This window comes from Klebsiella sp. 141161 (assembly GCF_050600815.1).
Lineage (GTDB): Bacteria > Pseudomonadota > Gammaproteobacteria > Enterobacterales > Enterobacteriaceae > Klebsiella > Klebsiella aerogenes.
This window is the reverse complement of record NZ_JAQIRN010000003.1, coordinates 289466-314319: the sequence shown is the minus strand read 5'-3', so window position 1 is coordinate 314319 and position 24854 is coordinate 289466. Positions and strand designations below refer to the sequence as shown.

At 53.5% G+C, this 24854-nt stretch carries 20 protein-coding genes; 9 read left to right on the top strand and 11 right to left on the bottom strand.

All coding sequences use genetic code 11. The features are described 5' to 3' along the window. Window positions 1-76 precede the first annotated feature (76 nt). Window positions 77-1015, bottom strand: a complete 939-nt coding sequence (locus PGR79_RS09820; RefSeq protein WP_430921562.1) for a LysR substrate-binding domain-containing protein — start codon at window positions 1013-1015, stop codon at window positions 77-79. 110 nt (window positions 1016-1125) lie between these two features. Then, complete coding sequence (locus PGR79_RS09815; RefSeq protein ID WP_271032031.1) at window positions 1126-1611, bottom strand: DUF1097 domain-containing protein; 486 nt, start codon at window positions 1609-1611, stop codon at window positions 1126-1128. A 259-nt stretch (window positions 1612-1870) separates the two neighbouring features. Here PGR79_RS09815 and PGR79_RS09810 point away from each other — a divergent pair, with 259 nt between their 5' ends. From PGR79_RS09810 to PGR79_RS09785, 6 genes are all read left to right on the top strand, one after another. Continuing rightward, window positions 1871-2476 carry an ankyrin repeat domain-containing protein gene (locus PGR79_RS09810; protein ID WP_430921728.1) on the top strand — a complete coding sequence of 202 codons (606 nt, stop codon included), beginning with the start codon at window positions 1871-1873 and terminating at the stop codon, window positions 2474-2476. A gap of 39 nt (window positions 2477-2515) precedes the next feature. Continuing rightward, window positions 2516-3379, top strand: coding sequence for a DUF2877 domain-containing protein (locus tag PGR79_RS09805; RefSeq protein WP_430921560.1), 864 nt, complete (start codon window positions 2516-2518; stop codon window positions 3377-3379). Further along, the gene (gene fdrA, locus PGR79_RS09800) at window positions 3369-4916 is read left to right on the top strand and encodes an acyl-CoA synthetase FdrA (protein WP_271032029.1); all 1548 of its coding nucleotides are present in this window, start codon (window positions 3369-3371) and stop codon (window positions 4914-4916) included. The genes PGR79_RS09805 and fdrA overlap by 11 nt, the downstream gene beginning before the upstream one ends. Further along, on the top strand, window positions 4916-6334 hold the full coding sequence (locus tag PGR79_RS09795; RefSeq protein WP_015367853.1) for a DUF1116 domain-containing protein: 1419 nt from the start codon (window positions 4916-4918) through the stop codon (window positions 6332-6334). Before fdrA ends, PGR79_RS09795 begins: the two co-directional genes overlap by 1 nt. A gap of 127 nt (window positions 6335-6461) precedes the next feature. Beyond that, complete coding sequence (locus PGR79_RS09790; RefSeq protein WP_430921558.1) at window positions 6462-7412, top strand: carbamate kinase family protein; 951 nt, start codon at window positions 6462-6464, stop codon at window positions 7410-7412. A 17-nt stretch (window positions 7413-7429) separates the two neighbouring features. Continuing rightward, window positions 7430-8818: an amidohydrolase family protein gene (locus tag PGR79_RS09785; RefSeq protein ID WP_430921556.1), complete on the top strand. Its 1389-nt coding sequence runs from the start codon at window positions 7430-7432 to the stop codon at window positions 8816-8818. A 58-nt stretch (window positions 8819-8876) separates the two neighbouring features. Here PGR79_RS09785 and lysS read toward each other — a convergent pair whose 3' ends face one another. From lysS to cadC, 5 genes are all read right to left on the bottom strand, one after another. Further along, the gene (lysS, locus tag PGR79_RS09780; RefSeq protein WP_015704650.1) at window positions 8877-10394 is read right to left on the bottom strand and encodes a lysine--tRNA ligase; all 1518 of its coding nucleotides are present in this window, start codon (window positions 10392-10394) and stop codon (window positions 8877-8879) included. 204 nt (window positions 10395-10598) lie between these two features. Further along, a complete protein-coding gene (dtpD, locus tag PGR79_RS09775) occupies window positions 10599-12071 on the bottom strand; it encodes a dipeptide permease DtpD (RefSeq protein ID WP_032705564.1) in 1473 nt (490 codons plus the stop codon). Between the two features lie 60 nt (window positions 12072-12131). Continuing rightward, window positions 12132-14279, bottom strand: a complete 2148-nt coding sequence (gene cadA / locus PGR79_RS09770) for a lysine decarboxylase CadA (RefSeq protein ID WP_015367858.1) — start codon at window positions 14277-14279, stop codon at window positions 12132-12134. 82 nt (window positions 14280-14361) lie between these two features. After that, window positions 14362-15699 carry a cadaverine/lysine antiporter gene (cadB, locus tag PGR79_RS09765; RefSeq protein ID WP_015367859.1) on the bottom strand — a complete coding sequence of 446 codons (1338 nt, stop codon included), beginning with the start codon at window positions 15697-15699 and terminating at the stop codon, window positions 14362-14364. A gap of 365 nt (window positions 15700-16064) precedes the next feature. After that, the gene (gene cadC, locus PGR79_RS09760; RefSeq protein WP_087860322.1) at window positions 16065-17591 is read right to left on the bottom strand and encodes a lysine decarboxylation/transport transcriptional activator CadC; all 1527 of its coding nucleotides are present in this window, start codon (window positions 17589-17591) and stop codon (window positions 16065-16067) included. A gap of 205 nt (window positions 17592-17796) precedes the next feature. Between cadC and PGR79_RS09755 the strand changes: the two genes are divergently transcribed. Then, the gene (locus PGR79_RS09755) at window positions 17797-18903 is read left to right on the top strand and encodes an alkene reductase (RefSeq protein WP_087860323.1); all 1107 of its coding nucleotides are present in this window, start codon (window positions 17797-17799) and stop codon (window positions 18901-18903) included. A 110-nt stretch (window positions 18904-19013) separates the two neighbouring features. Here PGR79_RS09755 and PGR79_RS09750 read toward each other — a convergent pair whose 3' ends face one another. From PGR79_RS09750 to PGR79_RS09740, 3 genes are all read right to left on the bottom strand, one after another. Further along, on the bottom strand, window positions 19014-19286 hold the full coding sequence (locus PGR79_RS09750) for a DUF1471 domain-containing protein (protein ID WP_015367862.1): 273 nt from the start codon (window positions 19284-19286) through the stop codon (window positions 19014-19016). Window positions 19287-19514: 228 nt separating this feature from the next. Beyond that, window positions 19515-20435, bottom strand: a complete 921-nt coding sequence (locus PGR79_RS09745) for a Kdo(2)-lipid IV(A) acyltransferase (protein WP_087860324.1) — start codon at window positions 20433-20435, stop codon at window positions 19515-19517. Window positions 20436-20722: 287 nt separating this feature from the next. After that, window positions 20723-21559: an alpha/beta fold hydrolase gene (locus tag PGR79_RS09740; protein WP_045393439.1), complete on the bottom strand. Its 837-nt coding sequence runs from the start codon at window positions 21557-21559 to the stop codon at window positions 20723-20725. Window positions 21560-22162: 603 nt separating this feature from the next. Between PGR79_RS09740 and PGR79_RS09735 the strand changes: the two genes are divergently transcribed. Next, window positions 22163-23029: a GNAT family N-acetyltransferase gene (locus PGR79_RS09735; RefSeq protein ID WP_020079430.1), complete on the top strand. Its 867-nt coding sequence runs from the start codon at window positions 22163-22165 to the stop codon at window positions 23027-23029. A gap of 118 nt (window positions 23030-23147) precedes the next feature. Further along, a complete protein-coding gene (locus PGR79_RS09730) occupies window positions 23148-24047 on the top strand; it encodes a LysR family transcriptional regulator (protein ID WP_213317136.1) in 900 nt (299 codons plus the stop codon). Here the strand turns inward: PGR79_RS09730 and PGR79_RS09725 are convergent, their stop codons facing one another. Next, complete coding sequence (locus tag PGR79_RS09725; RefSeq protein ID WP_430917023.1) at window positions 24048-24848, bottom strand: substrate-binding domain-containing protein; 801 nt, start codon at window positions 24846-24848, stop codon at window positions 24048-24050. Window positions 24849-24854: the final 6 nt, after the last annotated feature.

The following is a 24854-nucleotide window of genomic DNA, read 5'->3' as shown; positions in this document are numbered from 1 at the left end:
AAGTTGTCGCCATTTATTAATGGCGACAACTTATGTAGAAAATATCAAATGATAAATAATCATCGTTGAATGGTACTTACTTTCCCTCTCCACGATGCAATAAATCAGCATATACAGCCGTTAAAATCCCGCCGGGGCGAAATTGCTTTTTTATCCACTGCGTCACCTGGCCGGTGGCGGCATGCTGCGTCGCCAGCAGCATGCCGGAATCCTGACGCGGATTGTGGATCTGACGGATCACCAACAGTTTCTCAGCTATCGCTTCGTTCACCATATAGTCAGGTAAAAAACCGATCCCCTCACCGAGGATCTGACACTGGCATTTAGTATTGAAGTCAGGGACCAGGATCGCCTCCTGACCATGCAGCAGCCAACCGACCTTTTTATTGATCGTGCTGGCGGTGTCCTCAACCATGATATTGGGATAGAGGCGTAACTGGCTTTCCGAAATAGGTTCGGGCATAAACGCCAGCGGATGATCCGGGGCAATAGCAAACACCCAGCGGATCGCGCCGATCTCGGTGTAATCAATACCGCCGCCGTCGAGCAGCGTGTCCGGCGCGCCGATGGCAATATTCGCCTGGTTATTGATGATCGAATCCCAAACGCCGTTGTATACCTCGGTGGTGACGGTTATCTGACAGGTGGGAAACTGTTTTTTCAGCACCTGCAGCAGGCGGGCGGTATGGCGCGGCGTGTATAGCAGTTGATTAATGCAGATGCGCACCCGCGCTTCGATACCTTGCGAGATAGTATCTATGCTGCGCTTTATCGCATGGAAATCATTAAGCAGATCGGTAGCCTTGCGAAACAGATAGTAGCCGGATTCCGTCAGTTCAATGCTGCGGGTGTTGCGGGTAAACAGCACCACGTCCAGCCCGGCTTCCATCCGTTTGATGGTATAGCTGATGGCTGAGGTGGTTAACCCCAGCTCGTCGGCCGCCTTGCTGAAGCTGCCAAAACGCGCCGCGGTGGTGAATGCCAGCAGATTTTCTTCAGTAAAAATCGAGTTCATGCGCCCTTCCCGCCTCCGCTAAACCATACCTGAGCTGAATGTATTGGTTACTGTGGCGAGGGGCAATCATTTTTGAACAATGCTTAATACCCGTCGCGACTTCAGGCACGCTACTTACTGGTCGCCTCGCTGAGTTTGCGCCCGCTATATTCTGAAATAAAGCCGACACAATTTCCCGCCAGAAATCCCAACAGCGTCACCGTCCAGTTCAAACCGGTGGCGAAAAAGAGCGTCATACCGAGGAAACCGCCGGGAATAAACGAGGTTAGCGTAAAGCGCCCCTGCCAGACGATGACTGCCGAAAACGGCACCGTGGTAATGACGCTTGCCCAGAATCCCGACATACCGCTGGCTGAGGCGAGAGCGCCGGCGGCCAGCGCCGCCAGCCACGCCCACACCGCTCCGGAATAGTTAACGCACAGGCTTTTGACAAAGCCGGATTGGCCTCCCCCTGCCGCATAGAAACTACAGAACGCCACGAAGCCGATGGTTCCCAATAATTCCCAACCATGCTGCAGCCCAACGTGCGAGGAAATCAGCTGCCAAACGCCTGCGCAAATCCCGACGGTGATCCCCGTAGCGGTGAGTCCGTTCATCTCTTTCCCCTCTGAAAAATAGATCGATGACATTGCTTTCTGACGGTAACTATATCGAAAGAAACCCCGATTGCGTTAAGGGGTATAAGTGTAAAGAAGTAAACATTGCTCTGCCGCACAGTCTGCATCAATTATTGAAATTTATTCAATAATCCCCCGGATTATGGCGAATAAAATTTAAGCGGGTTCTTTTATCTTTTTCTGGTTGCTATGCTCAAGCCATCAAGAAAGTCTCAGCCGCAACAACAGGAGCAAGATGATGGCCACGGAAAATATTATTGCTGACTATCTTTTGGCTGCAGAGCAGGGAAATATCGCGAAACTAAAAGCCTGCCTCGCAAGCGGTGTCGATATTAATGCCAGTAATCGCCAGGGGCGAACCGCTATTACCCTCGCCAGCCTGAATAAACATTATGCTTGTGTCTCTGTTCTTATTGCCGCTGGCGCCGATATTAATAAGCAGGACCAGACCTGTTTTAACCCGTTTTTAATCAGCTGTCTGAATAACGACGTCGAACTACTGCGCTTAATTTTACCGGCAAAACCCGACCTCGAACGATTAACGCGTTTCGGCGGCGTAGGCCTGACGCCGGCCTGTGAAAAAGGTCATATTGAAATCGTAAAAATATTGCTGGCGGAAACTGACATTAACGTTAACCACACCAATTTTGTTGGCTGGACGCCGCTGCTGGAAGCGATTGTCTTAAACGACGGCGGCGCGACGCAGCAGGAGATCGTCAAACTGCTGCTGGAGCACGGCGCCAACCCGCATATGACCGATAAGTATGGTAAATCGCCGCTGGAGCTGGCATGGGATAAGGGATTCAGTGAAATCGCCCACCTGCTGGTCGCCGCCGGAGCCTGAGGAAGGAGAATCGCCATAAACACCTCCTCGCGGCGGTGTGTGCAAGCGCTAACTGCGGATGAGAGCTTTCTCTCGCAGCGCGGCGGCGGACAGGTCGAGCAGGTTTTCACTCATGCGGTGAACCTGCTCATCCCCGGCAAACCAGGGCTTCTGACGCTGCTGTGTGAAACTTCTGATAATGCGCCCAATAGCTGTAGGTTAGCACTCACCCACTTTGACAACCTGCTCCGGCCAGGGGAAAGCGTCCGGTTTACCGATTCAGGGATTTACATTGGCGATAATACATGGATAGACATCCACCGTTGTGAGCGCTGGCAAACGCCGCAGGCAGTATTAAACGCGGCAACATTTAGCCAGATAGCCTGGCGACGATGGCGCAACATTATCGTTACGCAGTTACATGAGGATGACACGTTATTTCTCTATCGCGGCGACAATCCCTTTTATCACGCGATGCGTCATGAACTCCAGCAGCGACGGGAAACCTTATTTAAAGCGCTTCGCGAAAATAAAAATATCAGCGCCGCCGTGGCGAACATGATCGGATTAGGCATTGGCCTGACGCCATCGGCGGATGATTATTTGCTAGGTCTAAGCGTTATTTTATTCATAAAGGGGCACCCGGCTAATCAATACCGGGAAGCATTTATAACCGCGCTGCAGAGCGCCCGACAAAATACTACGCCGCTCAGCGCGATAACGCTGGAGGCAGCGATAAACCAACGTTATCGCGAAAGTATCGCCGTGTTGATTAATCTGATGGTTAATCAATCGACAACCTTTTCTATTGAGGCAATTGCCGATATTAAAAATATTGGCTCAAGTTCCGGCAGCGACATGCTATTGGGCATGGCGGATGCCTGCGCGCTGAGCCAAACGTATGGAGGGAATAATGTCAGTTAAAATAGTGGTGAAGAAGAATACCTATTTTGATTCCGTCTCATTAATGTCGATTTCCACCCGCGCTAATAAGCTCGATGGCGTAGAGCAGGCATTTGTGGCGATGGCGACGGAAATGAACAAAGGGGTGCTGAATAACCTGGGACTGCTGACGCCGGAGCTGGAAGCGGCGAAAAACGGCGACCTGATGATTGTTATCAAGGGCAAAGACGGCGCCGATAGCGAACAGATACTCGGTGAAATAGAAGCGCTGTTCAGCAAAAAGGCCGACAGCGGCCAGCACGAAGCGCGCTACGCCACTCTCGCCAGCGCCAAAAAACATCTTCCGCAAAGTAACCTAGCGATTATCTCGGTCAACGGTCTGTTTGCCGCTCGCGAAGCGCGCCAGGCGCTGCAAAACGATCTTAACGTGATGCTGTTTTCCGATAACGTCTCTATTGACGACGAACTGGCGCTGAAACAGCTGGCCCACGAAAAAGGGTTATTGATGATGGGGCCAGACTGCGGCACCGCCATTATTAACGGCGCGGCGCTGTGCTTCGGTAACGCGGTTCGCCGCGGCAACATCGGTATTATCGGTGCCTCTGGTACCGGTAGCCAGGAGCTGAGCGTCCGTATCCATGATTTCGGCGGCGGGATCTCGCAGTTAATCGGTACCGGCGGTCGCGATCTGAGTGAGAAAATCGGCGGCCTGATGATGCTCGACGCTATTCAGATGCTGGAAGCCGATCCGCAAACGGAAATCATCGTCCTTGTTTCTAAACCACCGGCTCCAGCGGTGGCGAAAAAAGTGCTCGAACGCGCTCGCGCCTGCCGTAAACCGGTAGTGGCGTGCTTCCTTGGCCGCGCCGAGCCTCCCGCCGATGAGCAAGGTCTGCAGTTCGCCCGCGGCACTAAAGACGCGGCGCTGAAGGCTGTCCTGCTGAGCGGTATTAAGCAGGAAAATCTCGATGTGCATCCGCTGAACCAGGCGCTGATTGCTGACGTTCGCGCGCAGCTCACGCCACGGCAAAAGTACATTCGCGGCCTGTTCTGCGGCGGTACCCTGTGCGATGAAACCATGTTCGCGGTACTGGAAAAACACGCGGATGTTTATAGCAACATTCAGCCGGATCCGGCCTATCGTCTGAGCGATATCAATCGCAGCATCAAGCACACTTTCCTCGATTTCGGCGATGACGACTTCACCAACGGTAAGCCGCACCCGATGATCGACCCGACCAACCGCATCAGCCGCCTGCTGCAGGAGGCGCGCGATCCCGAAGTGGCGGTCATCGTCATGGACTTCGTGCTGGGCTTCGGATCGCATGAAGATCCGGTGGGTTCGACGATCGCGGCGATCAAAGAGGCCAAAGCCATTGCCGCCGCCGATGGGCGCCCATTGACGATCCTCGCTTACGTGTTAGGTACAGACATCGATACGCCGTCGCTGGAGCAACAGCGCCAGATGCTACTTGACGCTGGCGTCATTCTGGCCAGCAGCAGCACCAATACCGGTTTGCTGGCGCGTGAATTTATCTGCAAAGGGGAGCAAGCCTGATGAGCCAGTCGCTATTTAACCAGCCGTTGAACGTAATTAACGTCGGTATCGCCATGTTCAGCGACGATTTGAAAAAGCAGCATACCGCCGTCACCCAGCTCGACTGGACGCCGCCGGGCCAGGGCAATATGCAGGTGGTCGAGGCGTTGGATCGCATCGCCGACTCGCCGCTGGCGGATAAAATCGCCGCCGCCAACCAGCAGGCGCTGGAGCGTATTATTCAGTCGCACCCGGTACTCATCGGCTTTGATCAGGCCATTAACGTCGTGCCGGGCATGACGCCAAAAACTATTCTGCACGCCGGCCCGCCGGTGGAATGGCAAAACATGTGCGGCGCCATGAAAGGCGCGGTCACCGGCGCGCTGGTCTTTGAAGGGCTGGCAAAAGATCTGGATGAAGCCGCCGAGCTTGCCGCCTCCGGTGAAATTACCTTCTCACCCTGTCACGAACACGACTGCGTGGGTTCGATGGCGGGCGTGACGTCGGCGTCGATGTTCATGCACATCGTCGAGAACAAAACCTACGGCAATATCGCTTATACCAACATGAGCGAGCAGATGGCGAAGATCCTGCGCATGGGGGCTAACGATAAGAGCGTGATCGATCGTCTGAACTGGATGCGCGACGTGCAGGGCCCCATGCTGCGCGACGCCATGAAGATCATCGGCGAAATCGATCTGCGCTTAATGCTGGCGCAGGCGCTACACATGGGCGATGAGTGCCATAACCGCAACAACGCCGGCACCACCCTGCTGATTCAGGCGCTCACGCCGGGGATTATTCAGGCCGGTTATCCGGTAGAGCAGCAGCGCGAAGTGTTCGAATTTGTCGCCAGCAGCGATTACTTCTCCGGGCCGACGTGGATGGCGATGTGCAAAGCGGCGATGGACGCGGCCCACGGTATTGAATACAGCACCGTGGTGACCACCATGGCGCGTAACGGCGTCGAGTTCGGACTGCGGGTCAGCGGCCTGCCGGGACAATGGTTTACCGGCCCGGCGCAGCAGGTGATAGGCCCGATGTTTGCCGGTTTTAAACCGGAAGACTCCGGCCTCGATATCGGCGACAGCGCGATTACCGAAACCTATGGCATCGGCGGTTTCGCCATGGCGACGGCGCCGGCTATCGTCGCGCTGGTCGGCGGAACGGTAGAAGAAGCGGTCGATTTCTCGCGCCAGATGCGTGAAATCACCCTTGGCGAAAACCCGAACGTCACCATTCCGCTGCTCGGCTTTATGGGGATCCCGACCGCGATCGACATCACCCGCGTCGGCAGCAGCGGTATTTTACCGGTGATCAACACCGCTATCGCCCACAAAGACGCCGGGATCGGCATGATCGGCGCCGGGATCGTTCATCCGCCGTTTGCCTGTTTCGAAAAAGCGATCCTCAGCTGGTGCGATCGTTACGACGTTTAGCGTTGTAGCCCGGGCGAGGCGTTTACGCCGACCCCGGGAAATCCCCGGCAGCCCTACGCCTGGCCGGGCGACTACCACGACCACACAATAACAATAACCACATCACCTTCTGTAGCGGAAGCCGGATATGAAAGAACTTATCGTCGTTGCCATTGGCGGCAACAGCATTATCAAAGATAACGCCAGCCAGTCGATCGAGCATCAGGCCGAGGCGGTCAAAGCGGTGGCCAGCACGGTGCTGGAGATGCTGGCTTCGGACTATAACGTGGTGCTAACCCACGGTAACGGCCCGCAGGTTGGGCTGGATTTACGCCGCTCGGAGATAGCCCATGAACGAGAAGGTCTGCCGCTGACGCCGCTGGCTAACTGCGTCGCCGATACCCAGGGCGGCATCGGCTACCTCATTCAGCAGGCGCTGAATAACCGCCTCGCCCAGCGCGGCGGACAAAAGGCGGTCACCGTCGTCACCCAGGTTGAAGTCGATAAAAACGATCCCGGCTTTACCCATCCGACCAAGCCTATCGGCGCGTTCTTCAGCGAAAGCCAGCGCGATGAATTGCAGCAGGCGCATCCTGAGTGGCGCTTTGTGGAAGATTCGGGTCGCGGCTATCGCCGGGTGGTCGCCTCGCCGGAGCCGAAACGCATTGTCGAAGCGGAAGCTATCAAGGCGCTGACCCGGCAAGGCTTTGTGGTGATCGGCGCCGGCGGCGGCGGGATCCCGGTGGTGCGCAGCCCGCAGGGCGACTACCAGAGCGTGGATGCGGTGATCGACAAAGATCTCTCAACCGCCCTGCTGGCCCGCGAAATTGATGCTGATATTCTGGTGATCACCACCGGGGTGGAGAAAGTGTGCGTGAATTTCGGCAAGCCTAATCAGCAGGCATTGGGTCGCGTCGGTATCGACGAGATGAGCCGCTATATGCAAGAAGGACATTTCCCGGCTGGCAGCATGCTGCCAAAAATCGTCGCCAGCCTCGCGTTCCTGCAACACGGCGGCAAGCGGGTGATCATCACTACGCCGGAATGTCTGCCAGCCGCGCTACGCGGCGAAACGGGAACTCATATTGTGCATGACTGACACAAAAGGAAGAAAGAATGAATAAAGACAATAGCCGCCGTGAATTTCTTACCCAAAGTGGAAAAATGGTCACCGCCGCCGCGCTGCTGGCGGCAGGCGCGCCGGCGTCGTATGCCGCAAGCAACCCGCCATCCGCGGCCACCTGCGATAATAAAGGCGCGGTCAACGTCGCCGATAAACATTACTACCTTGATAACGTGCTGCTGGAAAGCGGCTTCGAATATGAAAACGGCGTGGTGGTTCACACCCGGACCGAGCGGCAAACACTGGAAATAAAAGACGGCAAAATCGTCGCCCTGCGCAGCAATCTGAGCCACCCGGACGCCACGCTGCCGCGCTATGACGCGGGTGGTAAACTGATGCTGCCTGCCATGCGCGACATGCATATCCATCTGGACAAAACGTTTTACGGCGGCCCGTGGCGCTCGCTTAACCGCCCGGCGGGCACCACCATTCAGGATATGATCAAGCTTGAGCAGAAATTGCTGCCGGAACTCCAGCCTTACACGCAGGCGCACGCCGAGAAGCTTATCGACCTGATTCAATCCAAAGGCTCCACTATCGCCCGCAGCCACTGCAATATTGAGCCGGTGTCCGGGCTGAAGAACCTTGAGAATCTGCAGGAAGTACTGGCGCGGCGTAAGCCAGGCTTTGACTGCGAAATCGTCGCTTTTCCGCAGCACGGGCTGCTGCTGTCGAAATCGGAATCGCTGGTTCGCGAAGCGATGCAGGCCGGCGCCCATTATGTCGGCGGCCTCGACCCGACTAACGTCGATGGCGCGATGGAGAAATCGCTCGATACCATGTTCCAGATTGCGCTCGATTACGACAAAGGGGTGGATATTCATCTGCATGAAACCAGCCCGGCGGGCGTGGCGGCGGTGAACTATATGGTGGAAACCGTGGAGAAGACCCCGGCGCTGAAAGGCAAGCTGACCATCAGCCACGCTTTTGCGCTGGCGACGCTCAACGAGCAGCAGGTCGATGCCATCGCGACCCGCATGGCGGCGCAGCAGATCACCATCGCCTCCACCGTGCCGATCGGCACTCTGCACATGCCGCTCAAGCAACTGCGCGAAAAAGGCGTCTTCGTGATGACCGGTACCGATAGCGTAATTGACCACTGGTCGCCGTACGGACTGGGCGACATGCTGGAGAAAGCCAATCTCTACGCCCAGCTGTATATCCGCCCCAATGAGCAGACCCTGTCGCGCGCGCTGGCCATCGCCACCGGCGACGTGCTGCCGCTGAATGACAAGGGCGAGCGCGTATGGCCAAAAGCGCAGGACGACGCCAGCTTTGTGCTGGTCGATGCCTCCTGTTCCGCCGAAGCCGTGGCGCGAATTTCGCCGCGCACCGCCACCTTCCATAACGGTAAGATGGTCTGGGGCAGCGTCGGCACCTGAAGCCAGCGTCATGTAAAAAACCCCGGCAAGCCGGGGTTTTGTCATTTACCAGACGCGATTACTTCTGCGGACGCATGGCCGGGAACAGAATAACGTCGCGGATGGTGTGGCTGTTGGTGAACAGCATCACCATGCGGTCGATACCAATCCCCAGACCGGCGGTCGGCGGCAGGCCGTACTCCAGCGCGGTGACGTAGTCTTCGTCATAGAACATCGCTTCATCATCGCCCGCCGCTTTGGCATTGACCTGATCCTGGAAACGCTGCGCCTGATCTTCCGCATCGTTCAGCTCGCTGAAACCGTTACCGATTTCGCGGCCGCCGATGAAGAACTCGAAGCGGTCGGTGATTTCCGGGTTCACGTCGTTACGGCGGGCCAGCGGAGAAACTTCCGCCGGATATTCGGTGATGAAGGTCGGCTGGATCAGATGCGCTTCCGCCACTTCATCGAAAATCTCGGTCACGATACGTCCCAGACCCCAGCTTTTCTCTACCTGAATACCGATAGATTCCGCCAGCGCTTTCGCCGCGTCGAAGTTATCCAGATCCGCCATGTTGGTTTCCGGACGGTGTTTCTTGATGGCTTCGCGCATGGTCAGTTTTTCAAACGGCTTGCCGAAGTCAAACACCTGGTCGCCATACGGCACTTCGGTTTTGCCCAGCACCGTCTGCGCCAGAGTGCGGAACAGCGACTCGGTCAGTTCGATCAGGTCTTTGTAATCCGCATACGCCATGTACAGTTCCATCATGGTGAACTCTGGGTTATGGCGTACGGAGATCCCTTCGTTACGGAAGTTACGGTTGATTTCGAAGACGCGTTCGAAGCCGCCAACCACCAGACGTTTCAGATACAGTTCCGGCGCGATACGCAGGTACATATCCAGATCCAGCGCGTTGTGATGGGTGATGAACGGACGGGCGGAAGCGCCGCCGGGGATCACCTGCATCATCGGGGTTTCGACTTCCATAAAGCCGCGAGCAACCATGAACTGACGCATGGTGGCGAGGATCTGCGAACGGATACGGAACGTATGACGCGACTCTTCGTTGGCGATCAGATCCAGATAACGCTGGCGATAGCGGACTTCCTGATCCTGCAGGCCGTGGAATTTATCCGGCAGCGGGCGCAGGGCTTTGGTCAGCAGACGCAGCTCGGTGCAGTGAATGGAGAGTTCGCCGGTTTGCGTTTTGAACAGCTTACCGCGGGCGGCGATAATGTCGCCGAGATCCCATTTTTTAAACTGTTCGTTGTAGACGCCTTCCGGCAGGTCATCCCGCGCGACGTACAGCTGAATGCGGCCGCCGACGTCCTGAAGAGTGACGAAAGAGGCTTTACCCATGATGCGGCGGGTCATCATACGGCCTGCAACAGAGACTTCAACGTTCAGGGAAGCGAGTTCATCGTTATCCTTCGCATCGAATTCAGCGTGCAATTGGTCAGAGGTATGATCGCGACGGAAATCGTTCGGAAAAGCGACGCCCTGCTCACGCAGCGCAGCCAATTTTTCGCGACGAGTTTTCAGTTCATTATTAAGGTCAATTGCCTCATCGGCACCTTGTGCTTGTTGTTCAGACATGTTGGTTCCTCATAACCCTGCTTTCAAACTAGCTTCGATAAATTGAACCAGGTCACCATTCAGCGCGGCCTGTCTCTGGTAACACACCAGAGAACAATCTTAACGACTCTGGATTCACTACAAGCTGATCTCACTCAGCTATGGCTTCACTAACGGTATTTTTTATCGTTGGCTTCCGCGCCTGCCAGAATATCCACCTCCTGTTCACTTGGCTGTTGAGTTAATGTCCCCGGTCGCGCTGCGCTGGCCGGGGCTGCAAATCGCGGCAAAGGCGACAATGACAATCACCGCCACGCAGCCGATAGTCCATTCGCCCATCTGCGAAAAGAAATGCTGATAGGCGGCAATCGCCGTGTCGCTGATTTGCGATTCGGTGGTTTGCTGCGCCACCACCCCGGCCAGCCAGTTGGCGACCGCGCCGGTGGCCAACATATAAATGCCGGTTAATACGCCGGTGACGCCGGGCATGTTCAGACGGGTTATCTGCGCCATCGCCACCGGGTCAATAAACAGTTCGGCAAAGCCCATCATCGCCAGCCCGGCGACCATCATGCCCATCGAGGCCTGACCGTCAGCCGCGCCGTGGCGGGCATTCAGCGCCAGCAGCATAAATCCACCGCCCATCAGCAGCAGGCCGAAAGCAAATTTCAGCCACACTTTTAACACCGAGCGGGTTCGCCCTTCCGGGCGGATAAGCCACGCCAGGATCACGCCGGCGGCCATCACCGCCACCGCGTTAACCGACTGGAACAGCGCGGTCGGTACTTCAATATTGAACAGCCGGCGATCAACAAAGTGGTCGATAAACAGACTAATCGAGCTGCCGCCCTGCTGCGCCAGTACCCAGAACAGCGTTCCGGTCAACATCAGCAGAACGATTTGCCACAGCGCGCGGCGGTGCTGCGGCGATTTGATCATGATCCGCGCCACCATTTGCGCGGCGAACAGGCAGACAATCGCCAGCAGATAACCGGACCAGTTGTTTTCTAACAGCAAGGTGAAGAAGACCGGCGCCAGGCACAGCATCACCACCAGCCAGCCCCAGGTCGGCAACACGAATTTCACCGCGCGCAGCGCCTGTTTGTCGACGCCGCGGGTGTCGCGGAAGTAGCGGCTGCCGCTTAAGAAAATCATCAGGCCGATAAACATGCCGATCCCCGCCAGCGCAAAGCCGATATGCCAGCCGTACCACTGCGCCGCCAGCCCGCAGGCAATGGGGGCGGCTATCGAACCGACGTTACCGGCGGCATACAGCAGCGAGAAACCGCCATCGCGACGATGGTCGTCAGCGGCGTACAGTTCGCCGAGCAGGCAGCTGATATTGGATTTGAACAGACCATAGCCGCAGATAATGATCGCCAGCGCCAGATAGAGGCTCCAGGTTGAATCAGATTCGACGCCCAGCACCACGTGGCCGAGGGTCATCAACAACGCCCCGGCAATCACCGCCGTGCGGTTGCCGAGCAGGCGGTCGGCAAGCCAGCCGCCGAGAATGGGGGTTACGTAAACTAAAGATGCGTAGGCGCTGAACAGACTGATGGCGTGGCTATCGTCAAAGCCAAGTTGGTGGGTGAGATAAAGGATGAGTAAGGCGCGCATGCCGTAAAAGCTGAAGTACTCCCAGATCTGGATCGCTACGATGTAGTAAATCGCGCGCGGCTGTGAGGGTGTTTTCATAGGTTCTCCTTGCAGCGTGAAAAAAGGGAAGTGGCAAGCCACTTCCCTTGTGTGCGTCTATTACTTGTTGTTTTCTTCTTTCAGCACTTTAACGGTGTAACGACCATCCGCCTGACGATATGCGCCGTGGATATCGGTTTCGAAGCCCGGGTAGTGAGCGCCGATTTCGCACAGCATCTGCAGGAATTCCAGTACCGGGCGGCTTTCTTCGGTGATCATCTCACCAGGCATAACCAGCGGTACTCCCGGAGGATACGGCAGGATCATGTTGGCGTTGACGCGGCCTACCATCTCTTCGAGGTAAACTTCTTCAGTCTGACCGTGCAGCTCTTTCTGGAACGCGGCATACGGGGTCATCACCATGGATGGCAGCACTTCGAATGCGCGGAACATCAGGTCCGGCAGGTTGTGATGCTCAACCAGTTTATGAATGTTCTGCGCCAGGTCCTGAATACGCATGTTTTCATAGAATTCAGGATCTTCACGGTACAGAGACGGCAGCATGTTTTTCACCCGCAGGTTCAGGTCGAACGCGCGTTTGAAGTCGGTCAGCGCACGCAGCAGGCTCAGCGCTTTTGTCTTATCGATACCGATGCTGAACAGGAACAGCAGGTTGTACGGACCGGTTTTCTCAACCACGATGCCGTGTTCGTCGAGATATTTCGCCACGATGCTTGCCGGAATACCGAAATCATCCATGGTGCCGTCTTTCTTCATCCCCGGAGTCAGCAGCGTGACTTTGATAGGGTCGAGGTACATGTGCTCGTTATCGATGTTTTTGAAACCGTGCCATGCGCTATCGGAACGCAGCGGCCAGCATTCAGCGCCATCGATATGTTCCGGCTGCCATACATCGAAGAACCAGCCTTCAGACTCGCCTTTCAGACGTTTGATCTCTTTACGGAACTTGATCGAACGTTCGATAGAACCGTCGATCAGGCGTTTACCGGCGTTACCGCGCATCATCGCCGCCGCGGTTTCGGTGGAAGCCACGATACCGTAATGCGGAGAAGTGGTGGTGTGCATCATGTAGGCTTCGTTGAAGGTTTCTTCGTTAACGTCGCCTTTCACGTGGATCATCGAAGCCTGAGAGAATGCCGCCAGCAGTTTATGCGTGGACTGGGTTTCGTAGATCACTTTCCCTTCAACGCGACCGCCGCTCATCCCGCATTTGCCTTCATAGATCGGCGAGAAGTTGGTGTAAGGCACCCATGCGGAGTCAAAGTGGATGGATTTCACATCCAGGGTTTTCTTGATGAAGTCGGTGTTATACAGCAGACCATCATAGGTTGAGTTGGTGATAACCGCGTGTACCGGCCAGGTCGCATTCGGCGTCTCTTTCACACGCTTGGCGATAGTCGCGTGCTGGAATTCGCTCTGCGGGATACCGCCGAGGATACCGTAGGCGTTACGGGTCGGACGGAAGTAGATAGGCGTAATGTCGCTCATCATCATCAGGTGAGTCAGCGATTTGTGGCAGTTACGGTCAATCAGCACGGTGCTGCCGGCAGGCGCGGAGTACATACCGACGATTTTGTTAGCGGTTGATGTACCGTTGGTCACCATGTAGCTGCGTTCAGCGTTGAAGACGCGAGCGATATACTCTTCCGCTTCTTTGTGCGGGCCGCTGTGGTCAAGCAGTGAACCCAGTTCAGAAACCGAAATGGAGATATCGGATTTCATGGTGTTGGAACCAAAGAAATCATAGAAGATGCTGCCTACCGGGCTTTTCTGGAACGCGGTACCGCCCATGTGGCCTGGGGTACAGAAGGTGTATTTGCCTTCACGTACATATTTGAACAGCGCTTTGGTCAGCGGCGGCAGAATGGTGTCGATGTATTCGTCAGTGTTCTGTTTGATTTTGTTCGCGATATCTTCAGCGGCGCCCAGCGCATATTCGAAGAAGCGAACCTGCATGCGCAGATCGTTGAGGCTAACGTCCAGGGTGGAGTAGGTGTTAGCGAAAGCGTACAGCGGCATGTACTCGTTCATTTTGCTGATTTCTTCGCACAGTTCGAGATTGTATTTATCCCAGTCGAAGATCACGCCGCACAGACGAGAGTTGTTTTCGATAAGTTTTAATAAGTCGTCACGGTCGTTCGGGTAGACAATACGGAAGTCCAGGCGTTCGAGAGCACGATGCAGTTCACGGATGGGTTCTTCTTTGAAGTAAACCCCCATGTGATTCATGATTGCAATAACGTTCATAGTCAAATCTCCAGATGTAGAAAGCCCCTCCCGTCTCGATGTGACAGGTGATGGAAGGAGCCTCAGGAAAAAGGGTTACTGATTAGTGCGCGTTAGCGGGGCTGTTGTTATCCGTTGCGTTGTTCTGCTGGCGCTGGTGCATTTTGCGACCGTAGAACATCAGGATAATCAGGCTAACGATAAAGGTGCCGGCCAGTTCGAAGGAGCTTGCGCCCATCAGCGCGATGAAGCAGAACACGCAACCCAGTACCGAACAAATCAGGCTAACGAAGTTGCGGATGTTGATGCCTTCGAAACGAATCAGGTCAACACAGGAGTAGAAGTAAGGCAGCATGGTCAGCAGTACCGCGATACCGGTCAGCTCGCCGAACAGGTCAGATGCTTTACCACCGGCGGAGTTCATCAGGGTAATCAGCACCATCAGCGCGGTCATTTTCACCGCGGCCAGCAGCAGGCCTTTTTTCGGGATACCGTTGCTATCGACTTCGCCATACACTTTCGGGAAGTTACCGTCGTTGGCGGCACGTACACCGGCCTGGCCAACCAGCATCATCCACGAGCCCAGAGAAGTCAGGCAAGCGAAAGCGGTGAAAGCGGAAACCATCGGAGCAGCCCAGCCGCCGAGAATGGTAGAGGCGCTAATCGCGAACGGCGCACCGGACGCGGCCATCTGAGAAGCAGGATACATACCGGCGATAACCTGAGTCGCGGCGATATAGACGATACCGGCCATCGCCGTACCCAGCATGGTTGCCAGCGGTACGGTACGTTTCGGGTTTTTCACCATCCCGGTACTCACTGCGGCGGATTCTACACCAACGAAGGCCCACAGGCAGAGCAGGATACTTTTGATGACCGCGTGGCTATCAGTGGTGCTGGAGGTGTTCCAGTTCGCCTGATAAGTTGCCGCGTCAAACCAATGCCAGCCGACGACCGCTGTCATCACCACCGGAATAAGCACCAGTACCAGACCAATAGTGGTCAGACGGCTTACCCAGGTCCCGCCGAGCATATTAACGAAAGTAAAGATCCACACGATGGCAATACAGGCAATACCTGCTGGCACCGGGTTATTTAAAATTGGGAAGAACGTAGAGAGATAAGAGACGGCGGTAATACCGATTGCCAGGTTACCAATCCAGTTTGCATGATAATAAAGGACGCCGGTCTGGAAACCGAAGGCCGGAGAAATTTCCCCTGCGTAAGCAATTGGACCACCCTGCTGCGGGTTCTTGGTCGCCAGTCGGGCATAAACATAAGCCAAAGACATCGCGCCAATAATAGAAATCACCCAACCCCAAATGGCAATACCACCGATGCTGGCGAGGTTCGCAGGTAATAGTGCAATACCGCTCCCCATCATATTACCGGCGACTACGCCGGTACAGGCAAATAGCCCGATCTTCTTGGCAGAACTCATGGTTGTTTTTCTCCTAAGTTTATTTGGGAGGTACAGATCATGATATAGAACCATTTATTGACCCGACCAACTGCCAACAAGATTACTGATTCGTACGAGATAAATCCTAAAGATAAAGTGAAATAACTACAAACATCAGACAAATGATATTTTGACCTTTTTCGATTAACATATAAACATGACATGTTGATATCAAAAAAAGATAAACATCGCCTACTTACAAAGAGTTAGACGTGCATACTGGTGTTGAAATTGTGTTACCAGGCAGGAAAATAACGCTTATTTCAGGTAACAATCAGAGTGCTCATGAGATACATAAATTTAACCTCATCATACTCAAAACCATGAGCATGATGAGGGTTTACTTATTCTGAAGCGAGGAAATTGTCGAGATACGGTACTACGCGGGTGACGGAGGTCTGGAATACTCCGTTTTCAATCCAGTACAAGGTGTTTTCGCCAGGGCGTAAATTAAACGCCGTCAGGTAGGCATCCGCAGCTTCGCGGTTCTGTCCTTTCATCTCATAGACTTTTCCGAGTAGCACGTAATTCATCCACGACATTTCTAAATCAATGCCTGTGTTGATAGCGCTGTACGCTTCATCTATTTTCCCTTTGCCTAACATATCTACCGTTTTTATCTGGTAGAAAATCGCCATATCTTTAATGCCGGGCATTTCACCTACTTTTTCAACCTCGGCATACAGCGTCGCTAATTGTTTTTCATCCAACGGCTGCTGCGAATGACGTAATACATCCACCAGCGCTTTTTCGGCGTATGCATAAATAAAGTCCGGCGATTGTTTAATGACGTCATCAAGTATATCGCTGGCTTTACCTAATGAATCGACATCACCTTTCATTAACAGCTGATGGGCCTGATAAAGACGGGTTAATGAAGGGCTTTGCGCGGGTTGATACTGTTTCAGCATCGCTTTCATGCGATCCGGCCACGGCTGCATTAGCGCGGTTGACAGACTATCCAGCAGGTCATTCTGAATGGTGAGCTGGTTATCCATGGTAATAAAGTAGCGTTTATCGAGCATCGTCGAGCCGTCGGCGTTATCGACCAGTTGCACCGACATAAAGCACTGCTGGGCGCGATAGTGGCGCTGATTTACGAATTCGATGGTCAACGTTTTACCCGAACTGCTGGGCTCGTTGATGTTGTAGTTGGTTTTATCGTGGACCATAAAGGTCGAGAAAGTGTTGAGCGAGGTGGTTACCAGGCTGCCCAACCCTACCGCATAGGCATGCTGCGATGCCCAGTTGTTGCATGAACTGCCGTTTACCAGGTGTATGTCGATATCGCGCGGGTTTAGCAGCAGGCGAGTTTTGGTTTCCGGCGGCCGCGATTCTATCGACGACAAGGCGACTAACGCGACGCAACTGCCCAACGCCAGCAGGAACAGCGTCCACACCCAGAAGGTGGTGATCCGTTTACGTTTTTCCGGCACTGCCGCCGCCGCAGGCGAGGCAGATGAAGGAGAAATAGTCGGTGGCGACGTTTCAGGAACGGTGACAGGGGCTACTGGCGGGACAACCGGCGCCAACTCTTCGCCCTCTTCCGTACACCAAATTACCGGGACCGTCAGCTTGTAACCGCGTTTGGGCACCGTCGCAATATATTCCATGCTGCCGTCATCGCCGTCTTTCAGTGACTTACGCAACTCGGAAATACTCTGGGTGACGACATGGCTGGTCACCACGTTGCGCGTCCAGACGTGATCGATAAGCTCGTCCCGGCTAAGTACCTCGCCAGGATGTTGAGCAAAGTAGACCAGAAGATCGATTAAACGCGGTTCGAGAGTAAGCTGACGTCCGTTCCGGCTAATTTGGTTTACAGAAGGAGTAACGAGCCATTCCCCAACGCGAACAACAGGTTGTTGCATAAAAAAACCCCAGGACGAAAAGGGAAAGGCGCGATAATACCACATTTCGCCTACCTAATTATGCGGGTGGTCAATACCCCACACGTTTGGCATACGCTACCCCCTTTATATACAAATCAGTTAACAGTCTATGAACATCGTTGTCATTTAATCCAAAATAGCCAGGGTCTATGCTGCGTCCATCAAGTCGTTAAGGAGACGCATTATGTTATTCGACCACTATTCTTTGCCGGCCCTACCGTTAAACAACCGTATCGTGATGCCGCCGATGACGCGTTCCCGCGCCGGGGCCGGTGACGTCGCTACCGATCAGATGGCGGAGTATTACGCCCAACGCGCCAGCGCCGGTTTAATTATCAGCGAAGGCACGCAGATTAGCCAACAGGGACAGGGTTATGCCTGGACGCCTGGCATCTATAATGAAGCGCAGATCGCCGGCTGGAAAAAAGTCACCGCCGCGGTACACCAGGCGGGAGGCAAAATTTTTGCCCAGCTCTGGCACGTAGGGCGTGTCTCCCATACCGTACTGCAGCCGGGTAATGCCGCACCGGTTTCTTCATCTGCAATTCAGGCTGAAGGAGTGAAGGTCTTTGTCGATGTCGAAGGACGCGGTCCGGAAAACGGCGTTGGTGAAATGGTGCAGCACTCGATGCCGCGCGCCCTGACTCGCGAAGAGATCCCGGCTATCATCGAACAATATGCACAGGCCGCGCGTAACGCTATTGCCGCCGGTTTTGATGGCGTTGAGCTACACGGTGCGAATGGCTATCTGATCAATCAGTTTATTGATTCTCGTGAAAACCAGCGTACCGATGAGTACGGCGGTTCGTTAACCAATCGCCTGCGTTTCCTCAAAGAAGTGGCGCAAGCCGTTGCCGATGCGATTGGTAAAGAGAAACTGGGCATCCGCCTGGCGCCGCTGACCACCTTGATGGGGTCGAAAGATGATACGCCGGAAGCCACCTATCTGGCGGCGGCCAGCGTCCTCAATGATATCGGCATCGCCTATATCCATATCGCCGAAGCCGACTGGGATGATGCGCCAGTGATGCCCGCTGCCTTTAAGGAAGCGCTACGACAGGTGTTCCGCGGCACAATGATTTATTCGGGGAAATACACCGTAGAACGTGCCGAAGAAGCGCTGGCCAAAGGCTGGGCCGACCTGATTGGTTTTGGTCGCCCGTTTATCGCCAACCCGGATCTGCCGTATCGTCTGCAGCACAACCTGCCGCTCAATCAGCCAATCAGAGAGCAGTTTTTCGGCGGTGGTAAAGAGGGCTACCTCGACTACCCTACCGTCGACGCGAAGTAAACAGGATATATCGCTTCACAGTACTTAAATAAAAAACCCGGCAGCGCGGTGGCATGCCGGGTTAAAAATCAGACTTTCGACGTTTATATATAATTAATCAACGTGATTAATTATTTATACACTTCCGCCGTTGCTTCAAAGTTCGGCCCGTGTTCGCGCGCCGCGGTAATAATGTAATATTTACCGCCCTTCTCATCTGCCAGCTTAGAAAGCTGATCGTGAAGATCAGAAGGTGAAGAGAATTGCCCGCCAGACGGCCCCACAGAAATACTGCCCACGTGAGTCAGTTTGAAATGCGAAGCTTCTTCTTTAGTAATTAATTGCGCAGCAGAGGCGCCAAAGGCAACAGCAGAAAGAGCTAAAGCGACTAATACCTTTTTCATCCTACATTCTCCTTGGATTAGAGCCTAATTGAGGCTCTTTCACTATATACTCGTCATACTTCAAGTTGCATGTGCGTTGGCTTTCCTCGCTCACCCCAGTCACTTACTAGAGTAAGCTCCTGGGGATTCTCTGCGTCGCCGCCTGCCTGCAACTCGAATTATCTAGAGTATAGACACTAGATTAATAAGCGCGCTATTTATCGGATTATTTTTCACCGGCCACCGCGCTTAGTACCGCGACGGAACCCCTTCCGGACGGGTCTTAAAACGACGGTGCAGCCACATGTACTGTTCCGGCGCCATCAGGATACATTGCTCAATAATTTTGTTCATCCAGCTGGCGGTAGTTTCCGGGGAATCCAGCGGCGGCGTCGCCTCTGGCTGCAGCGCAATCAGCTCATACCCGGCGCCGTTGGGCTTTCTTCGCGGAACAAAAGGAACGATGGTGGCTTTTGACATTCTCGCCAGCATCCAGGTCCCGGTGGTAGTCGCAGCATTATCAACATTGAAAAAGGGAACAAATACGCTGCTGGCGCGACCATAATCATGATCCGGAGCGTACCAGAGAATTTCTCCCTCTTTCAGTGACTTAACCATACCTTTCAAGTTCTTACGATCCAACATCGTCTTGTTAGAACGCAGTCGTCCCCAGGTTTGTAGCCAGTCGATCAGCGGATTATCGTTTGGCCGGTAAACGCCAATCCCCGGCGTGAACATGCCAAACATCCGCGCGCCGAGCTCCAGAGTCAGAAAGTGAATGCCAATCAGCAAAATACCCTGCTTCTGTTCCTGCAGTTCAACGACTTCGTTGACGCCGCTGGTCTCGGTCCAGCGCTCGACGCGATGGGTCGGCCAGAACCATGCCATGCCGGTTTCCATCAACCCCATGCCCAGAGATTCAAAATTCTTAACCAACATTTCATGACGCTGCGCCGGGCTGAGATGTGGAAAACAGAGCTCAAGATTGCGCTTCGCAATACGTACCCTTCCGCGCAAAAAATGCATGGATAAACGCCCTAACCCATGGCCCAGACGATAGATCAGCGGATAAGGTAGTTGTACCACCAGCCACAATAAGCCAATACCCAGCCATGCCGGCCAGTAACGCGGGTGTAATAATGAAAGAGAGAATTTGGGTAAATGCGACATCTGAGTATTGCTCTTCAGGATCCTTGATTTACATACCAGCGGGAGGCCTCAGTCCGAATTTGCGGATAAGGTACCCGATCCATAACATTTAGTTTTTTCCTATTCGTGCGGTAATACGCATACAAGCGTAGACTATAACCTGTACACTGCCCTGGTATTAAACGAACTATGTAACAAATTTATTATTAATTTTTTCGTACAGCGGCACGCAAACTAAAGTTTGCGTTATTCATCTTCAACAATAAATAAATAGCCTCCGAAGAAACGTCTTCGAAGGCTGAATATCGTTATGAACGAATGAAGGCCAGCAGATCGGCGTTAATCACATCCGCATGTGACGTGTGCATACCATGCGGTAAGCCCGGATAAATTTTAAGCTCGCTATTCGCTAATAGTTTGTCCTGCAGAATCGCGGCATTTTTATAAGGAACGACCTGGTCGTCGTCACCCTGCATAACCAGCACTGGCACCGTAATCGCTTTCAGATCTTCTGTCTGGTCGGTTTCAGAGAAGGCTTTAATCCCTTCATAGTGGGCTTTCGCGCTACCGGTCATCCCCTGGCGCCACCAGTTTTGAATGGTACCTTGCGAAACCTCTGCGCCATCGCGATTAAAGCCGTAGAACGGTCCACTGGCAACATCGAGATAAAACTGCGAGCGATTGGCGGCAAGCGCCTTGCGGAAACCGTCAAACACTTCGATGGGCGTACCGCCAGGGTTATTGTCGGTTTTGACCATCAGCGGCGGTACGGAACTGATTAATACCGCTTTAGCTACCCTGCCCTGCGGTTGGCCGTACTTGGCCACATAACGCGCGACCTGGCCGCCACCGGTTGAATGGCCAACGTGGACAGCGTTATGCAAATCCAGACTTTCCACTACCGCCGAAGCATCGGCCGCATAGTGATCCATATCATGGCCTTCGCTTACCTGGTCGGAGCGCCCATGTCCACGGCGATCGATAGCGATGACGCGAAAACCCTGTGCGAGGAAAAACAGCATCTGGTTATCCCAGTCATCAGCGCTTAACGGCCAGCCATGGTGGAACACAATCGGCTGAGCCTCCTTCGGACCCCAGTCTTTAAAATAAATATTAACGCCATCTTTAGTTGTTACGAATGCCATATCAGGAACTCCTCTCTTGAAAATATGACAACTTCTCATTAACATTCAATTGGTTACATTCAGCGCTGATATGAAGCCTTTCCCTTGCTTGCGAAAAACCTCAATGGCAACGGCGCCATAAAGTGTAGAAGATGATGGCTCATTTAGCTCATCTCTCAGCAATTTAATATCAACGCAGCAACTAAAATACGCCATATACTGTTGAGCGTTAGTGCATATTACCTATTGATAAAATATGCCTTTCCGATATTTTTTATTTATAGATAAATATCAGTGCGTTATGTCAAAAAGAAATAATTAAAATATTTTCCTCTTATACTTACGTTTTACTGTAAATTTCTCTCAAATAGATTTCTTCAGATTATTCCCCGAGAAAAAAGAATAAACCAAATTCCACCGCTCGTGCGTCTCACTGACCTTATCCACGCAGAATATTTGCTATTAATTGTGAGCCAGGCAACGTCCTGAGCGATGCCCTTCCGCCAATGCTGTACAAACCGCAGAAAACCGCCATACTCAGGCGCAAAGCCTGTGATTTTCAAGGGGTAAAATTTGCCTGTAGCAATCCCGGATAGTAAAACGAATAAGAAAGGAATGACTGCGATGCACTACAAATTGGTTAAGCAACTCAAAGATGATAATACATTAAGAAAGAGCTTTATTGATTTAGCCATCAAAACGTTCGATCTATCCTTTGACGCCTGGTATCAGCAGGGGTACTGGAGTGAATCCTATATCCCTTACGCTTTCGTTGATAAGAATAAAGTTATCGCCAACGCCTCCGCGAATATTATTGATCTGGTCTGGCAAGGCCAACCCCGACGCTATATTCAAATAGGTACGGTAATGACCAACATTGATTACCGTAATAAAGGGCTTGCCGGACAGTTGATACAACATATTCTTGATGACTGGCGTGACAAAGCTGATGCTTTTTTCCTGTTCGCCAATTCTACTACCGTCGACTTCTATCCCAAATTTGGCTTTACGCGGACCGACGAATATCAATATGTTGCGCCCGTTTCGCCTACACCCGGCGACTTCCGTAAACTGGATATGGATAGTGCGCAGGATATCGCCCTGCTTAAGCACTACTACCAGAAATCCAACCCCTTTTCACAGCTACGAGTGGAAAATAACTTCGGTCTGCTGATGTTTTACTGTTCGGCGTTTATGAAGCATTTTGTTTACTACTCGGAGAAAAACCAGGCCGTCGCCATTGCGATGCAAAGCGCCCATGAGCTGATCTGCTTTGATATTTTTTGCGATGCCGGACAATCCATGGCGACCATTATCAATGAACTCGCCCAACCGCAATCGCAACAGGCGGTGCTCGGTTTTACGCCGAAGGAAGCGCGCCTTGGCGAGTACGAAAAAATAGACGGCGACGATATGTTGTTTATCTATTCGACTAAAGAGAACATCTTCCACGACAACAAATTAATGTTCCCGCTACTGGCGCACGCCTGATGCCGGGCCGCAGGTCATCTATTTAACCTGCGGCTGGTCGGCGTTGTTTCTTCCTGGAAAACAAAATAAACAGTACAATCAATTGTTGTTTTTTTGTTAAATCCAGGAGAAACGCCACTTGCCCCTTTTTGACCTGCAGGATCTCTACGCCTTTTTAGCCCTCAGCGAGCACGGCAGCTTTCGCTATGCCGCCGAGGCGATTTGCATTTCGCAATCGGCGTTAAGCAGGCGAATTGAGAAGCTGGAAACCGCTTTAGGGGTGAGATTGTTTGAAAGAACCACTCGCCGGGTGACCCTCACGCAAACCGGCAGAGCTTTCGCCCCAAAGGCGCAGCATCTGCTTTCCGAATTCGAAGATGCCCTGGACGGTATTAGCGACCGCGCCGCCTTCGGCAACGGGCTGGTGACGGTTGCCTGTGTCCCCTCAGCCGCCAACTATTTTATGCCGCAGGTCATTACGCAATTCCGTCAACGTTTTCCTAAGGCGCGGATCAAGGTTATTGATACCAGCGCCGGAAATGTTTATAGCGCCGTGCAAAATCGCCAGGCGGATTTCGGCCTGAGTTTTCTCTCTGAGATCGCGTCTGATGTGGTGTTTACGCCGCTGGTTCATGAACGTTACCTGGCGGTTTGCCGACGCGACGATCCGCTGGCGCAGCGTAACAGCCTCAGCTGGCAGGAGTTTTTTAACCGCGATTATATCTGGCTCGATAAGATCTCCGGCAATCGCCACCTGCTGGATGGCGCCCTGAGCGATGTAGGGCCACGACGCACTGCGGTTTGTGAAACCCGCCATGTCACGACGATGCTGGGTATGGTGGATGCCGGCCTTGGTATCGCGGCAATACCGGCGATGGCGCTGCCGGCCTATGCACACCACGCGTTAGCCAGTATTCCGCTAGTGGAACCTGAAGTGAAAAGACAGGTGGGACTGATAAAAAAAGCGGGCAGAGCGTTACCCCCTCTGGCCGCGGAGCTCGAAAAAGCCATTACCGATTTTTACCATCCCACTGCATGATTAGCCCTCTTCCGGTAATTCACAAGCGTTGGAGGGTAAAGGATCCATGCCTGTGCGACGAATTTCCGCCTGCGCAGGGACTGAAGCCAGATAGCACAGCAGTTGCTTCGCCTGGGACTGCGCGGATGAATCGGCAACCACGGCGCCCGCGAAGCGAGTAACGTATTGCACTTCATCCGGCAGACGGCCAACGAACGTCACGCCGCTGACCGGCAACAGCTCGCTAACCTGCTGAAACCCTATCGCGTAGTCCCCTTTCGCCACCAGCGAAGCAACGGGGATTTTTTCGATCATTTTTGCTTTGGGGCTTGCCTGCGCGGCGATATCCAGTTTTCGGAACAGTTCCTTTTCAACATAACGCCCGCTGGCGCTATCCGAATAGGCGATGGATTTCGCCTGCAGCAATGTTTGTTTCAACGCGGCAACGCTACTGATATCCGGCACCGGGGCGCCCTTTGGCACAACGGCGCCAATTCGTGAGTCCGCCAGTTCAATACGCGACCCCGGCATCACTTTGCCCTGCTTCTGCAAATCATCCAGGGCGTATCCCACCATTATCACCACATCCGCTTTTTGCCCTGTCGCCAGGCGGTTCGGTATCGCCTCCGCGGATTTCCCCATCGAGGGACCATGAATGATATGTAAGGTATTGCCGCTTTTTTGCTGATAGTCGGGCGCCAGTTTATCCAACGCCGCGGAGAAGCCGCCGGAAATCATCACCGTGATCTCCTGCGCGGCGGCAACATGCGCATAGCCGCAGGTGAATATCACTAACGAGAAAATCCATGATTTACGTTGCATATTCAC